We start from the raw sequence: 15,004 nt of genomic DNA, 5'->3' as shown, positions 1-15,004 counted from the left end.
GCGCCAAAAGCTGGCAGAATGCCAAATCAGTTTGGTGAAATCTGCCATACTGTCAGACAATATTCGGCGATCACTCTAAAATCACATTCAGAAATATACATCTGTGATTCGCATTTGGAGAACTTCGATGACGCCGAAACTCAAACGCATGGTGGCCACGACAGCCTTTTCTGCAAGCCTGGCAATCGCGGGCCCAGGTTTGGCGCAGGAAGAGAGCTTTCCGATCCTCTTTACCAACATCCACGTGTTTAACGGCGTTGATGAACAGCGAATTGAGAACGCAAACGTTCTGGTCGTGGACAACCTGATCGCAGAAGTGTCGTCAGAACCGTTGGTCGTCGCCAATGCTCAGATCATTGACGGCGGAGGTCGAACACTGATGCCGGGCTTGATCGATGCTCACGTGCATATGGCAATCACCGAGCCCGTCGCAGATTTGAGGGACAACTTTGACTGGATGTACTGGGGCGCGGTTTCCACAATTGAAGCCGAGAAAATGCTGCTGCGTGGGTTCACAACCGTTCGGGACGCGGGCGGCCCGGCAATTGGTCTGCAAAAAGCTATAGACCGCGGTAAGGCCGTGGGGCCAAGGATTTATGCATCAGGGCCAGTCATTTCGCAGACTTCCGGACATGGCGAGCACCGGGTCTACACCGAACCCCACCCGAACTTCATGGGGGCGCAGCCGTCTTTCTTTAACCAGCACGTCGAGTTCCTGGCCGATGGCGTGCCCGAAGTACTGCGGGCAACGCGAGAAGCACTGCGCATGGGCGCGGTGCAGATCAAGGTAATGGCAGGCGGTGGTGTGTCATCTTCGGTTGATCCGTTGCACACCGTTCAAGGATTGCCAGAAGAGTTAGAGGCTTCGGTTCGCGCGGCGGCTGATTGGGGGACCTATGTCATGGTCCACGCCTATAACGACGACTCGATCCTGCGGTCACTGGAAGCGGGCGTCATCAGCATAGAACATGGGCAACTGATGACTGAAGTATCGGCGCAAGCCATCAAGGAGTCTGGCGCCTGGATTGTCCCGTTCTATTCTCTGCTTGGGCTTGACGAGGAAGTTGTCAAAAAGGCGCTTGGCCCCGCTGCAGCGCCCAAGTTTCTTGATGTTCAGGCCGGTGCGCGCAATCAGATGAAATTGTTGAAAGAATACGAGATCGAAAACGTCGCATTCTCGACCGATATCATCGGCGACCCGGTGGCTCTGACCAAGCAGAATGATGAGTTCAAATACCGGCTGGAGGCGTGGACTTCGTACGAAATCCTGCAACAAGCCACGTCAAAATCGGCCGCACTTCTGGCACTGTCAGGAAAACTCAACCCCTATCAAGCAGGTCCGCTGGGCGTGATCGAACAGGGCGCATACGCCGATCTGCTGCTGGTCGAGGGAAACCCGGTCGAGGATGCCGAGATCCTGGTCGACTACACCAACAACATCGACCTGATCATGAAAGATGGTGTGATCTACAAGAATACACTCGATTGAGTGTCGCGCGGGGTGAATTTACCTCGGCACCCCGCGCATCCCTAGCTCTACAAATGGGAACTTCTCAAAATGAGAATTCGAGCCAAACTGACACTTGTTCCAACAGTTCTCGCATTTTTCTTGGCTTTGCCGGTTCACTCAGAAGTTACACGTATCGAATGGGCTGACTTGATCGATGAAACTGCTCAGAACTACGAAGATCCATTCGTCGAATTGACGGGCAAACAGCTTAACACGCTTCGAAAATTGGTCCGGTTGCGCGCGCAGCAAGAAAAAGGCGGGTCGTCGCCAGAGCTGTTGGACCAGCTTCAAGTGGATATCGAGGCGACCGAAGCAACTCTTGCTGAGGAACGCGTTGATGCGAACTGGCTGATTTCCCAACGCTGGATTGTGATGGAAAGACGTGAGAAGGCGGGCACGGCCGCTAACATCGACATCGACGGCATGATCGTTTCATTGGGCGGGTTTGTGATCCCGGCACCCCGCGACGAAGATGGTTCCCAAATGGCATATATCGTGCCGGAACGTGGAATGTGCAGCCACGTACCACCTCCAACTCCGAACCAGATGGTGCGTTTGCACCTAAGCGATTCATGGACGCCATCGACAGTCTACGAACCCATCGTTGTGACTGGTCAAATCAGGATCGAGCCGACGCAGAAGGAAATGCTGGTTGTTGATGGTACTGTCCTCATGAAGGCTGCGTTCACTATGAAGGTCGATGACGTTCAGACTTTTGGACCAATCCAGACTTCCGAAGAGGCTTCAACCAATAGGGAACGAGTATTGATGGGAAGGATCAAGGCGACTGGCGGGGCTACTAGAGACGATTAGTGACACGAACCAATTGATCAGAATATGTTTCAGAACGAGCGTTCAAGCTGGTGGGCTAAATTGCTGCTCGTGAAAGACTGAACGGCGAAAGCGGCGATAGGGGAGCGCATGAAGGTTTGGCTTATTAGAATAATTGGGCTTGTCGCAATTCTCGCTTTCACAACGGTCGCATTCGTTTGGTTGTTGCTTGCGGCTCCGATGTTCTCGGACATGCGGCGCGACCTTGTAGAAAAAGTTCTTTCAGAACAAATTGGTCGGCCCCTTCTAGTGAACGATGATGTAAGCGTCGCGCTTGGGCGCGTTAGTCACATCTACGTCGGCGGGGTGGTTATCCCGAGCCTGACAATGCCGGAGTCACCTCTTGTAGAATTGAACCTGTTAGAACTGGAGTTGGATATTATCGCCTTGACCAACGGGCGTCTGCATTTTGACAATCTCGTCGTGGAGGGCCTCCAAGCAAATATTCTTACGGCCGAAAACGGCACCACAAGCTGGCGAAAAGACAGGCCAACACCCAAACCAGTGTCCAAGGAAACTGTATCAGCGGGTGGTCCAAAAGACGTCGCTAGCGCTGATAGTACCAATGAGAACGACACAGAAGGCAGCGGAATCCTGAACTTCCTGAGCGACAAGAACGTCAGCTTCACATCAATCGGGTTAAACATCGACGACAAGGTCTCGGGCTTCTCATTTGTGTTTGACCTTCAGTCACTCGCGCTCGAACAAGTAGATAATGGACAAAGAACAAAGGTCTCTGGTTCCGGCTCCGTCAACGGTCAAGGCTTCGAAATCGAAGGCGACTACCCCCATGACGCACCGTTTACAACACGGGCCAATTTCGGAGAAATAACCGTCAGCTACGATGGCGAGCCCTTATCGGCAGACGAAGGGGGCGGCTATCGGGCTGTATTGGAGATGGACACCGGAGAATTCGGTGACTTTCTAGATGTCATAGGATTGGAACGCGTTCTGGAAGGCAATGGTCAGCTGCAAGCAGAGCTTGTGTCTCAGGACGCTCTGAAGATCGAGGCGTTTAAAACCACCGTCAGCCTGGAAGATGGGCAGAAGCTCGAAGCTGAGGGCGCAATAGATGACCTCTACACCGCGCAAGGCGTCGATCTGTTTTTCAACGCACGGCTTCATCCCGAAGGACAGCCGCCGCCTGCAGCAAAACGTATCCAAGAGCTGAAATTCACCGGCTTTGAAATGCACATGGTCGGATCTCTGGCTTCCTTCGAATTCGAGAAGTTGCTGTTCCAAACCAATGCATTTGACCAAGGGCTGGACGTAATCGGCCCAGCCTCAATCGAAAGTATTCGCCGCATGCCAGACGGACGGCTCGCCATGCTGGGCATTGCGCTACAAGCCGGTCCAATTGAAGAGCCTGTCCTGAAAGCCGAAGGTGAAATCCTCGATCTGCTTCAGCTTCAGGACGTGACTTTCGATGGGGAGCTAAACGGGCCCGCCAAGTTGATTTTGCCCAACCTCGATAAAGACTACGTTGACCAATTCGGCGGCATCAAAGCCGACTTCAACGTATCCAATGCGGGCGGGTCGGTTTCTCTCAACAGGTTTAACGCGACCACTTACGACACCGATCTATGGGCGCTTGATCTTGCACTATCCGTCAACGAGCTAAAAGGGCTGGCCGGTCTCGATTTTGATGTAGAATTGGATGTCGACGACAGCGTCGAGTTTCTGACAGCAGTTAATCTACAACCTGTCGAGCTCGGGGCACTAGCTATCGATGCTGAAACCTCCAAACAGGGCGAGGACTTTGATGCCGCAATCCAGTTCGAAGCCGGGTCTTCGCATCTCCTTGCGACTTTGAACGCAAATTTCCCCGAGGGCACTTCTGTTGTTCGGGGCAACATCACGAGCGAAAAGCTCGATCTCAACGACCTGAAGAACCTGACTGCCGTGCTGAACCAACTGAAAAGTCTGGTAGGGGAGACGTCAAAAGAACCTGAAGCCGAAGTGCAACCTTTAGTTTTACCGAAGGAGACAGACGTGCAGCCCTTGGTATTGCCAAAGGAAAAAGGGAAACCTGCCGATCTTCTGGATGTGCAGCGCGTGCTACGCGAAGCTGACGTCGAGGTACAGATCGAATTCAAAGAGATTGTAGGCCAGCAAGGTGTAACGTCTGTTTCAAGCCAATTGTCAGCAAAAGAAGGAACTGTGGATTTCGGCCCCCTTCAGATGGCTTACGGTGGCGGAAACTTCAGCCTTCGGGCGGTCATGGATCTGATTGATTCACCCGATTGGCTTTCATTGTCGGGATCAACCTCGGGATGGGAATTCGGGGAGATCCTTGATGAATTGGGAATCGGTATTGATGCCTATGGCCGTTTGAGCGGAGAGTTCAACGTTTCTGGCAGCACCAGCTCTGGCAAAGCCTTCATCAACTCGATGCGCGGCAACGCGTCTTTGTCGATGTCGCAGGGCTATATCAGCACCAGCCTATTGGAGCTGGCGGGGCTGGGAATTTTCCCCTGGCTGTTTTCAGAGGAGTTCAGACAAGGCTACACCGACATCACTTGCGTGGTTGCCCCGGTTAATATCCAAGTCGGGCGAGTCAGTTCAAACTCTATCGTCATTGAAACGGGATCGGTTCAATTGGTGGCCAGAGGACAAGTGGACTGGCTGAACGACAGCATTGCGATCAGAGCTGAGCCGCGGCGCGTTGGCAAACCCTTATCCAGAAGCGCTTGGCCCTTTGATGTGACTGGCCAACTTTCGTCGCCAAAGTTCAAGCTGGATGTAGGCGGGTCCAGAAACAAGGCTCCAGACGGCGCAGATGCTATGCCTGTCGACAGGCAACCCTGCGTGCCTGATATCAACCAATTGCAGTGATCTGACGCGACCTAGTTCTTTAGTGGTTCCGGCTGTTCGGCCTGACACGTCAGAACGGCCTCAATGGCTTTGGCAGACCCGCTGAGATCGAGTTCAACCTCGGCCCCGCTTTCGCCAATAATCGTGACGCTTTGGCGTTTTCCAAACTCGGTTACAAATGCCGGGTTGTCGAAAAAGGCGTAACCACCGGGCACGCCATTCTTGTAGACACCCACCGCTTCGCCTTCGAATCTCGCATCACCAAAATCGAACTGTACGATCCCGGTCGCACCTTCTTCGATTTGCACCCAGGCTGGATTAAAAGCGGCAAAAAAGCCGCCGTCCTGATTAGGTGCTGCGCCGATTTCAACGGTCATGTCATTTTCAAAGGGCTTCCACGCAAGACAGCCATTGCCCTTTTCGGCATCAATCAGAATTGTCCAGTCGCCGGATTCACCCCACCGTTCCATACCGGCGGCCCACACCGCGCCAGTGGAGATCAATGCCATTGCTGATAACACCAACCTGTTCATTCAAAGCTCCACACATGTTCCGCCAATCCTTAGATGCAATCAGACTATCGCGCTGGTTCAGTCAAAGACAACCATTCGATTTCTGGAATGTTGACCCGGCATCAACGCGCGTTTGCCTGAGAAAGAAATCATCATCGGCCTCCGCCAGATAGGCTGTAACACTCTACTCCCCTAGAATTTGCCAGAGTTGTTACAGGTCTCTTTCGGGCCGATCTGGTCCTGAACATCAAATGTTCGACGATCTTTCCACCCTCCAGCCGGAACAAGTCAAAGACGGCCCAATCGTCCTCGTCTTGTTTTACATGGCTAAAAGCAACCACGAAATTTCCCTGGCCGAGTAGTCGGTGAACTTTGACGTATTGCGCAGTTTACCCAATCAAAAGCTTTGTCGCGAGGGCGATGTCAGACATGAAGATGATAAACTATTGGCAAAATACGCAAACTTATGAGGTGCGCGAAATACTATGAGCGCGCCTACACTGCTTGTAGGCGCGCTCATAACGCTGCGCTCCTGCCATTGATTTCGTTCATCAAATTCAAGTGTGCTTGCCCATAACTTTGCGCCGTATTTGCGCATAGTTTTGCACGATTTTCCCAAAAGTTTGCACGCCCCCATTTCGGTGTCGAATTAAATCCTTCCGAAAGTCTCTTTGAGTTCTGCGACTTGTGCTTCATCCAACATCCGGGTTGGCATACCTCGCAGTGCCACGAGCAACTTGGCTGTTTCTTCCAACTCTTCAGCTGCACAGACCGCTGAGAACAGGTCCTTTCCCGAGACAACGGGTCCGTGATTGGCCAATAGAACCGCACTATACTTGCCGCCCAGTTCGCGGATCAAATCACCGGACTTCGGGTCGCCAGGCTTAGCGTATGGAACCAGTTTGACCGTGCCGACGCGCATCACCACGTATGGTGTCAGCGGTGGAATACAGTCGTCTGGATCGGTTTCTTCCAGACACGACAGTGCAGTGGCCCAGGTCGAATGCAGATGCACCACGGCGCCAGCCTCAGGTCTTGTCTCATAGAAGGCTTGATGTAGAAAAACTTCCTTGGTCGGCTTGTCGCCGGATACGTGGATGCCATCCAAATCAATCTTAGCAATACGCTCTGGGTCGATATCACCCAAGTTGGAATTGGTTGGCGTCATGAGGATTCCGTCATCAAGACGTGCGGAGACATTGCCCGCAGTGCCGACGGAAAAGCCACGCTCAAACAGCGAAGCACACAGTTCCGACATCTGCTGTCGTAAAGCCAATTCTTGAGAACTCATTTGCTGGCCTCCATCATTCTTAGGGCCTTCGCGAAAAAGTTCGGAGCGCCAAAGTTTCCAGACTTTAGAGCCAGCGCAATGGGTTCAGTTTTCCCAACGCTCAAGACTGGTACGCCCGGGTCGATCTCTGGCCCAATTGACATGGCCGGGGATCCCAGTGCCTCAGAGACGGCTTTGGCAACAGCTCCCGAGGTCTCCCCTCCTGCCACCACCAATCGCTTGTAGCTCTTCTGAACAAGCTCTCGCGCGGTATCTGCAAAGAGATTGTCCAGCCTGTCCGCTACAGCTTCCTGACCGAATTGACCTTGTATAGCACGCACATCATCCGGGCTTCCCGATGAATATGCGAGCGGTGCCTGACCCGGATGCTTTTCAAAGAAATCCAGAAGCGTTTGCGTGGTCACATCCCCGGACATGACACCCGGAACATCGATGGCGAACGTCGGATTGGACTTCGCGTGAACATCAATCTGCCCTCGGGTCGCTCCCGAGCAAGACCCAGCAAGTATCGCGGCAGGCCCTGCGATACCAGTGAACGCACTGCCACCTCTTTTGGAGGAAGCTTTTCTGACGAAGTTTCTGGGTAGACCCAATGCTATCCCGGATCCCCCGGTAATGAGCTTGGCATCCTTCAGCGCCTCGCCCCAGGCCAGCAAATCTTCATCCGAAATCGCATCACCGATTACAAAGCGTTCGTTTGCGTTATGCAACGCATCAGCAATCGCCTTTGAACCTTGCTTCACGGCGTCAATTGACACCAGCCCAACGGCTTCTTCGGTCTGATGCTGCAACCATCGCTTGAGGTTCGCATCCGTCATCGGAGTAAGTGGGTGGTTTTCCATCCCGGACTCGTTCAACGGCTTGCCGAGCACAAAAAGATGACCGTGATAGACGGTGCGACCCGTGGTCGGAAAGGCCGGGCTGAAAATCACTTTTTGCGCGCCCAGTTCGTTGGCCAGTGCTTCCGCAACGGGGCCGATGTTTCCTTCCTTAGTGGAATCGAAGGTGGAGCAATACTTGAAGATGAACTGCTTGCATCCTTGATCCTTAAGCCACCGCAGAGCGCGCAAACTGTCCGCTACCGCTTCCTCAGTCGGTGCGGTGCGGCTCTTGAGTGAGATCACACCCGCTTCGATCTCCTCGTCGGCTGGGGTCGTTGGAACACCCGGGAACTGCGCGGTTCGTAACCCACCTTCCGGCTCAACGCCCTTCGCCAAGGTGTTCGCAATATCACTCGCACCGGTAAAATCGTCCGCTATGACACCGACTAGCATTGAACCTCCCTCACTGATTGCCTTCGACGCGCCGTCGGATTTCGTGAATCGCCGCCTGTGGACTGGTCAACACTGGAATCTGTACTGTCTTACGGACATCCTCAACGGCGTCAGACATCGAAAACTGGGCTAGAAGAATAACGTCCGCGTCGTCGATACTTGATGCGGTTTCCGCAATCAGGCGATTGTGTTTTTCATCATCACCCGCTTGCTTTGCAGCCAACGCGCCAGAGCAATAGTATGACGTAATCTCCGCATTGCTGCCGCGCGCCCTAGCAGCATCTAGAAATTCCTCTTCCATACCTGCCGCTGCTGGAGGAAAAGTATAAACCATTGCGATGCGATCACCGTATGAGAAAGCCGCATCGAACATCGCTTCATTCGGCTTCATGACTGGGATGAGCGCCTCGAAATCTGCTCTTTCGATTGCGGCTCCGAATGCTGAGCACGTGAACAGTACACCATCGGCGTCAGCGCCTTCCGCATACCGGCAAAGGTCTACGATGCGCCGGAAAAGATCGGCGGACAATTCGACTTGCTTAGACCTGTCTAAAGACAACCCTTCTTCTAGGATCGAAATGGTTTCTGCTTCCGGCCAGTGCTCGCGTGCCGCAACTTCGATTGGATCAATCGCGACGCGGGTGGCATGGATCAACGCTAGTCTTGGTCTTCTCATAATTGCTCCAGCTCAAGACGGGTGACGCCGCAAGGAGCGACGCCACCAGTTGATGTGGGCACGTTTGCCCACCGGGAGATCCAATCACGCCGGGATCGTTTCCTTGGAGACCATTTCGGCCACAAGCGTCCCGAAGATGTCGGTGTTTACGGTGCCACCAAGGTCACGGGTGCGCTTTGCAGGATCATCCATGACGGCATCAACTGCATCCGCAATGGCTCGCCCAGCCTCCATAAGCTTCGGACTACCCTTCTGCTCGCCGAGCCAGATGAGCATCATAGCGGCGGAGAGAATAAGTGATGTCGGGTTCGCAACGTTTTGCCCTTGGATGTCCGGGGCAGAACCGTGCTGTGCTTGTGCGCAGCATAAGCCCGTTTCAGCGTTTGCATTGATCGACCCAGCGAGCCCCAAAGACCCTGAAAGTTCAGAGGCAAGGTCCGAGAGAATATCGCCGTAGAAGTTAGTCGCGACGATAACATCATATTCGTGCGGTTTTCGAACCAGCAGCGCTGCAAATGCGTCGACAATCAACTCTTCGGTTTCGACTTCAGGGTAGTCCTTCGCCACCTCGCGGAAACATTCCAGAAACAGGCCGTCGGTCATGAGAAAAGAGTTGGCCTTGTGTATCGCGGCGACTTTCTTCTTCCGTTGCATGGCCAGTTTGAAAGCCTCTCTGCAAATCCGCATTGATCCGTGTCGCGTAATTTTGCGAACCGACAACGCCATGTTCGGATCGGGCATCATTTCTCCGACGCCCTTGTACATGTTGCGGTCAGGATAGAATCCCTCTGTCGCCTCACGCATGATCACAAGATCCATCCCAGGCGCTTTGTTCGGTATAAAGTCACGGCTCCGGGCCGGCCGCACATTCGCATAAAGATCGAGGCCGATACGGAACCCGGCCGAAACGTTGCGACCACCTTCAACGACTGGCGGGTAGTCCATATGGGACTGCGTCCCTAAAATGACTCCATCGAACTCAGTTCGTGCACGTTCCAACACGTCGTCACGCAGAGTGATACCGTGGTTCCTGAGACTGGTAAAACCGGCCTCTTCTTCTTCAAACGTTAACCCCAGATCGTACTTCTTGTTGGCGGCCTCAACGACTTCCAAAGTCGCCGCCATGATTTCAGGTCCGATGCCATCGCAGGGCAATGTCATGATACGCATCTTTTGTCTCCTTGTTGGCCGAAGCCAGTCATTCTTGAAATCCGGTGGGTTTAATCCCCGACCGATGCCTCTTCGTCATGGCGCTGCGCATCCATGCGGTCCTTAACCCGACGGCCAACAAACATGGGCAACACGAAACCGGCGATTGCGATGAGCCAGAGGATTATTGCCAAGGGACTTCCCACTAGCGCCAACCAATCCCCGTCTGAAATCGTCATTGCGCGGCGAAGGTTCACTTCCATTTGGTTGCCAAGAAGGATGCCCAAGATGACTGGCACCAGCGGCACGTCGAGTTTGCGTAGAAGCCAGCCTGCAAAACCGAAACCAACCATGAGCATTACATCGAAGGTGGAGCCCGTTATCGAGTAAATCCCAACGAACGAGATCATTGCGACGACAGGCATCAGAATGCGCGTCGGCACCAGCAACACGCGCGTGAACAACCCGACCAACGGAACGTTCATCAAAAGCAGAATGATGTTGCCGATGAACAAGGCCGCGATCAACCCCCACACCACGTCCGGATTCTTTGTGAAGAGCAGTGGTCCCGGGGTAATGTTAAGTTGCAATAAAACAGCCAACAGAACGGCGGTCGTCCCCGAGCCCGGTACGCCCAACGAAAGCATCGGCACCAACGCGCCTCCAGCGGCCGCATTATTGCCTGCCTCCGGAGCTGCAACACCGCGTGGATCGCCCTTTCCAAAGGATTTCCCATCCCGGTCGACGCTTTGTTTCTCCAGTGAGTACGCAAGGAATGACCCCAGCGATGCTCCGGCACCTGGCAAGACGCCTGAGAAGAAACCAAGACCAGTGCCGCGAGCGATTGAAGGCATGCAACGTTTGATCATGCCGAAGTCAGGCAAGATGCGTCCAACCTTTGTCGCGCCAGCTGATCCAACGGCACCGCCACGGTGATGTTCGAGAAAAATCAACACTTCACTCAAGGCGAACAAGCCAACGATAGCGATCAAGAAGTCGATTCCATCGAAGAGGTGGATTTCACCAAAGGTGAAACGCTGCGACCCTGTTTGGCTATCACTGCCAATCATCGCGATACCCAGCCCTAGTGCAGCTGCGAAAGCAGATTTGGCTTGGTTCGTAGAGGACACACCACCCAGTGTCGCAAATGCGACTGTAAAGAGGACAAAGTACTCAGCTGGTCCGAAAAGCAGCGCGATTTTGACCAACTGCGGTGCCAAAATCACCAGACCAATTGTTGCGACAAACGCCCCAAAGAAAGATGCGATGCCCCCTAAAGACAAGGCTTCGCCGGCCTGACCGTTCTTTGCCATCGGATATCCATCGAGGCACGTCATCATCGCGGGTTCATCGCCCGGGATGTTTAGCAAGATCGAACTAATTCGACCTCCGTACATGGCGCCGTAGTAGACACTTGTAAGCAAGATGAGAGATGGGATGGGCCCAAGACCGAGCGAGAAGGCAATCGGAATGAGGATCGCGACCCCATTTGCCGGGCCCAAGCCAGGCAATGCTCCCATCAAAGTGCCGAGGAAGCATCCAACGACAGCAAGGAACAGATTTTGCGGTGACAACGCAACCGAGAATCCATCAACAAGAAGTGCAAGCGTTTCCATAGCGCCCCCTCAGAACCCCAATGGTCCTTCGGCCAAAGCAAGGCCTAGGATTAGGTGAAAAACGACGTAGATACCGATGGCTGTCAGCAGGCCTACGACGAACGACCAAAGCGGAGTGGTTCCCAGTCGCCAGGTTAGGTAGGCAGTTGCAAAGGTTGTCGCGATAACAAACCCAATCTCGGAAAGAGACCATGCGTACAGAAACATCACAGCAGTGGCGAACAACATCTCGGCAAAGTCGCGCAACCCTGGCCATTTTGGCTCTTCATCCGGGCGGATTATGAAGTAGAGCGACGTAAGGCCTAACACGGTGCCCACGATGTAAGGAAAGGCGCGCGGACCCACGACATCGACCATGAAACTGTCTTTGATGATCGATGCGGCCCAAATATAGAATATCGCAAGGGCCAGCCCGAAACCGCCGAAGATGCGGTCACTCATAGTTTCCTCCCAGATTTCCGGAATTTATTTTAGGTGCCCAACCAGATTCGACCGGTTGGGCACGCATGACATTTATTGGATGATACCGATCTCTTTCGAGAGCTTGGTCACGTCCGCAATACTGCCCTCAACAAAGGTGTACATGTCGTCGCCAAAGTTGTTGAACGGCTCAATAGCAGCTGCTTCGAGCTCTGCCTGGAACCCAGGATCCTCGGTCAGCGTAATGATCGCGTTCTTCCAGAACTCTTTAGCTTCGTCAGTTGCACCAGCCGGCATGTAAAGGCCGCGCCAGTTCGCGCCAACGACGTCGAAGCCTTCCTCCTTTGCAGTAGGAATATCCGGATAGTTCTTCAGACGCTCAGGAGCCAGGATCGAGATTACCCGGATATCACCCGACTCCAGGAAGCCCAGCATCTCGGAGAAATCTCCAGACAGCGCCTCGACCGAACCAGAAAGCAGGCCGGTCATGGCTTCACCGCCACCATCGAACGATACATATTTCATCTGGGTAACATCTTCGAGGCCAGCTTCGCGGGCGACCAACATGGGCTTGATGTGGTCAAAACTGCCCACAGACGAACCACCCGCGATCCCAACTGATTTTGGATCAGCGACAATGTCCTCTATCATCTGAGAAAGAGAGGTGTACTTGGAGTCTGCGGGAACAGCGATGGCTCCATATTCAGCTCCGAAAGTGGCAAGAAAGTGCACGTCATCCTGTTGGGCGCCTTCGTAAATGCCCTGCGCAATTCGAGCGCTGGTACTCATAGAAGCCGCAACGATAAGGTTGTTGTCTTCGTTGCGCTCTTTCGTGACATGCGCGAACGCAACTCCGCCGCCGCCACCACTCATATTGGTAACCTGCATCGAGTCTTCGATGATCCCGAGATCGAAAAGATACTTTGCCGTTGTGCGACAGATGAAGTCCCATCCACCACCGGGATTTGAGGGCGCAATGCATTGCGGGCTTTCAGCTTTGAATTCGGCGGACGCGCCAGTCACGCCGGCAACGGTTGCCGCGGCAACAATGACGCCGATGCGAGTAAATTTCATGAACACGGGTAATCCTCCCCAGTTTTCCAAGTGTTTTTCAGCGCGAATCCCGCACTGGCTCTTTTGATTGCATATTGCTGCTCAAAAAGCCAATTTTATTTTGCTTTTTTCTGCCGGAAAAACCAAAATAGCTAAACGTGCTATCCCCAGATATAATTTAACTATTTGTTTTATATATTATATTACAGATCTTGGCGCTCACTAGAAAGGAAACGGCTTCGCTGAAAAGCTCAAAAAACCAATCTAATTCACGCAAACATCATCGTCTCAGCAGTGTGGAATTCACCTGCCTTTGGCTTTTTACGTGTAGAAAACCTAAAATTTGGTTGTATGCTGGCCGTCAGATGCAATCTACGTAGGTGAGAGCGGCAAGAGGAGTCAGGCATACCGATGCGAGCCAGCGAATTGTCAAAGAAGATATCAAACCGTCTCTTGCATGATATCGTTGTGGGTACACTTGAAGGTGGCCAGCACATAAGCGCTCAGCAAGTCGCCGACAGGTATGGCGTATCCAGAACCCCAGTGCGCGAGGCGCTGATATCCTTAGAGGAAAAAGATGTTCTCATCCGCCTGGAAAACCGCGGGTACTTTGTGGCCGACAAGTTGCCTCCAGCCATTAAAGAAAACCTGGATTCTGTCGACCCGAGCGAGCTAGACGAATACCAACTGCTTGCAAACGATTGGCTAACAAATGAAATTCCAGAAGAAGTTACTGAGCAGTTCTTAAAGCAGAAGTACGGCTGGACTAAAGCTAAGGTCGGAGAACTGTTGATCCGCGCTTCTCGAGAAGGCTGGGCTGAACGCAAAGAAGGCTACGGCTGGCGGTTTCTTCCGGTCGCAAAAACGCCCGAGGCATTTGATGAGATTTACCGGTTCAGAATGGCGATAGAGCCAGCCGCCATGCTGGAGCCCTCGTTTGAACTCGATCACAAAGTCCTGGAGGAACAGCGGCGCATTCAGCAGGGAATGCTTGATATGGATATGGACGCCGTAAATGGAGAAGCGCTGCTAGAAAGCGGGGCATTATTCCATGAGGAGCTCATCAAGTTGTCCGGAAACCCGTTCTTTCTCATGGCACTCCAACGCGTGAATAGAATGCGACGCCTCATGGAGTACCGAGCCGAAGTGAACCATCAACGACTGATCGAACAATGTACTGAGCACCTTGAGATCCTTACACTCCTGGAATCCGGTAACACCGTGGATGCCTCCTACAGAATGCGGCAGCATTTGAGCGGCGCCCTTAAACGCAAATCTCCGCTAGCATGGAGTTGGGCTACGGACACATCAACCCCGAGGAAAACAACACCATGAGCAATGGGAGCGACGGTCCAAATGGCCGTAAACGAGTCGCGCTTGTGGCGCATGATCAGATGAAAGACACAATGGTCGAGTGGGCCAAATCCCACAAAACCGCACTGAGCACAATGAAGCTTTTTGGGACTGGCACGACTGGCGGGCGAATTGCGGATGAAGTCGGCCTTTCAATCACGCGTCTCAAAAGTGGTCCTTTGGGAGGCGACGCTCAAATCGGCGCTATGATTGCCGAAGGGAAGCTCGACACACTGATCTTTTTCATTGATCCATTGTCAGCGTTGCCACACGACGTGGACGTAAAATCGCTTCTTCGATTGGCCACGCTGTACAACACAGTTCTGGCTATCAACGAAGCGACTGCGTCGAAGGTCATCAGCGAGGTTTAATAGAGTCCAAACGATACGATAGTTCGTCTAACGACTGTGACTGTTTTGGGGCTCGTTACAGACTATCCCTTCTGCCTACACCGACTGTAGGTGCGCTCATAACGCTGCATTCCCAACATTGATTTCATTGAAGA

13 protein-coding genes are annotated in these 15,004 nt (G+C 53.1%); 5 read left to right on the top strand and 8 right to left on the bottom strand.

What is annotated here, in order from left to right; genetic code table 11:
- The first annotated feature begins 127 nt into the window (after nucleotides 1–127).
- The 3 genes from GOW48_RS20555 to GOW48_RS20545 all read left to right on the top strand — a co-directional run bounded on the left by GOW48_RS20555 (nucleotide 128) and on the right by GOW48_RS20545 (nucleotide 5,176).
- Nucleotides 128–1,489, top strand: a complete 1,362-nt coding sequence (locus GOW48_RS20555) for a metal-dependent hydrolase family protein (RefSeq protein ID WP_170755969.1) — start codon at nucleotides 128–130, stop codon at nucleotides 1,487–1,489.
- A gap of 69 nt (nucleotides 1,490–1,558) precedes the next feature.
- Nucleotides 1,559–2,323: a DUF3299 domain-containing protein gene (locus GOW48_RS20550; protein ID WP_170755968.1), complete on the top strand. Its 765-nt coding sequence runs from the start codon at nucleotides 1,559–1,561 to the stop codon at nucleotides 2,321–2,323.
- Nucleotides 2,324–2,431: 108 nt separating this feature from the next.
- Nucleotides 2,432–5,176: an AsmA family protein gene (locus tag GOW48_RS20545; protein ID WP_170755967.1), complete on the top strand. Its 2,745-nt coding sequence runs from the start codon at nucleotides 2,432–2,434 to the stop codon at nucleotides 5,174–5,176.
- Nucleotides 5,177–5,187: 11 nt separating this feature from the next.
- Here the strand turns inward: GOW48_RS20545 and GOW48_RS20540 are convergent, their stop codons facing one another.
- The 8 genes from GOW48_RS20540 to GOW48_RS20505 all read right to left on the bottom strand — a co-directional run bounded on the left by GOW48_RS20540 (nucleotide 5,188) and on the right by GOW48_RS20505 (nucleotide 13,167).
- Nucleotides 5,188–5,688 carry a hypothetical protein gene (locus tag GOW48_RS20540; protein WP_170755966.1) on the bottom strand — a complete coding sequence of 167 codons (501 nt, stop codon included), beginning with the start codon at nucleotides 5,686–5,688 and terminating at the stop codon, nucleotides 5,188–5,190.
- 628 nt (nucleotides 5,689–6,316) lie between these two features.
- Nucleotides 6,317–6,958, bottom strand: coding sequence for a 3-oxo-tetronate 4-phosphate decarboxylase (gene otnC, locus GOW48_RS20535; RefSeq protein ID WP_170755965.1), 642 nt, complete (start codon nucleotides 6,956–6,958; stop codon nucleotides 6,317–6,319).
- On the bottom strand, nucleotides 6,955–8,232 hold the full coding sequence (otnK, locus tag GOW48_RS20530) for a 3-oxo-tetronate kinase (protein WP_170755964.1): 1,278 nt from the start codon (nucleotides 8,230–8,232) through the stop codon (nucleotides 6,955–6,957). The genes otnC and otnK overlap by 4 nt, the downstream gene beginning before the upstream one ends.
- A gap of 10 nt (nucleotides 8,233–8,242) precedes the next feature.
- On the bottom strand, nucleotides 8,243–8,887 hold the full coding sequence (locus GOW48_RS20525) for an aspartate/glutamate racemase family protein (protein WP_170755963.1): 645 nt from the start codon (nucleotides 8,885–8,887) through the stop codon (nucleotides 8,243–8,245).
- 105 nt (nucleotides 8,888–8,992) lie between these two features.
- A complete protein-coding gene (locus tag GOW48_RS20520; protein ID WP_170755962.1) occupies nucleotides 8,993–10,078 on the bottom strand; it encodes an isocitrate/isopropylmalate dehydrogenase family protein in 1,086 nt (361 codons plus the stop codon).
- 50 nt (nucleotides 10,079–10,128) lie between these two features.
- Entirely contained in the window at nucleotides 10,129–11,673 is a 1,545-nt protein-coding gene (locus tag GOW48_RS20515; RefSeq protein ID WP_170755961.1) for a tripartite tricarboxylate transporter permease, read from the bottom strand.
- Between the two features lie 9 nt (nucleotides 11,674–11,682).
- Complete coding sequence (locus GOW48_RS20510; protein WP_170755960.1) at nucleotides 11,683–12,114, bottom strand: tripartite tricarboxylate transporter TctB family protein; 432 nt, start codon at nucleotides 12,112–12,114, stop codon at nucleotides 11,683–11,685.
- Nucleotides 12,115–12,186: 72 nt separating this feature from the next.
- Nucleotides 12,187–13,167, bottom strand: a complete 981-nt coding sequence (locus tag GOW48_RS20505; RefSeq protein WP_170755959.1) for a Bug family tripartite tricarboxylate transporter substrate binding protein — start codon at nucleotides 13,165–13,167, stop codon at nucleotides 12,187–12,189.
- 390 nt (nucleotides 13,168–13,557) lie between these two features.
- Between GOW48_RS20505 and GOW48_RS20500 the strand changes: the two genes are divergently transcribed.
- Nucleotides 13,558–14,481, top strand: coding sequence for a GntR family transcriptional regulator (locus tag GOW48_RS20500; RefSeq protein WP_170755958.1), 924 nt, complete (start codon nucleotides 13,558–13,560; stop codon nucleotides 14,479–14,481).
- Nucleotides 14,478–14,870 carry a methylglyoxal synthase gene (locus tag GOW48_RS20495; protein WP_170755957.1) on the top strand — a complete coding sequence of 131 codons (393 nt, stop codon included), beginning with the start codon at nucleotides 14,478–14,480 and terminating at the stop codon, nucleotides 14,868–14,870. Before GOW48_RS20500 ends, GOW48_RS20495 begins: the two co-directional genes overlap by 4 nt.
- Nucleotides 14,871–15,004: the final 134 nt, after the last annotated feature.

This window comes from Ruegeria lacuscaerulensis, assembly GCF_013033355.1.
Taxonomy (GTDB): domain Bacteria; phylum Pseudomonadota; class Alphaproteobacteria; order Rhodobacterales; family Rhodobacteraceae; genus Ruegeria; species Ruegeria lacuscaerulensis_A.
Note: the sequence above shows the minus strand (reverse complement) of the source record. Positions and strands in the feature narration are given on the sequence as shown.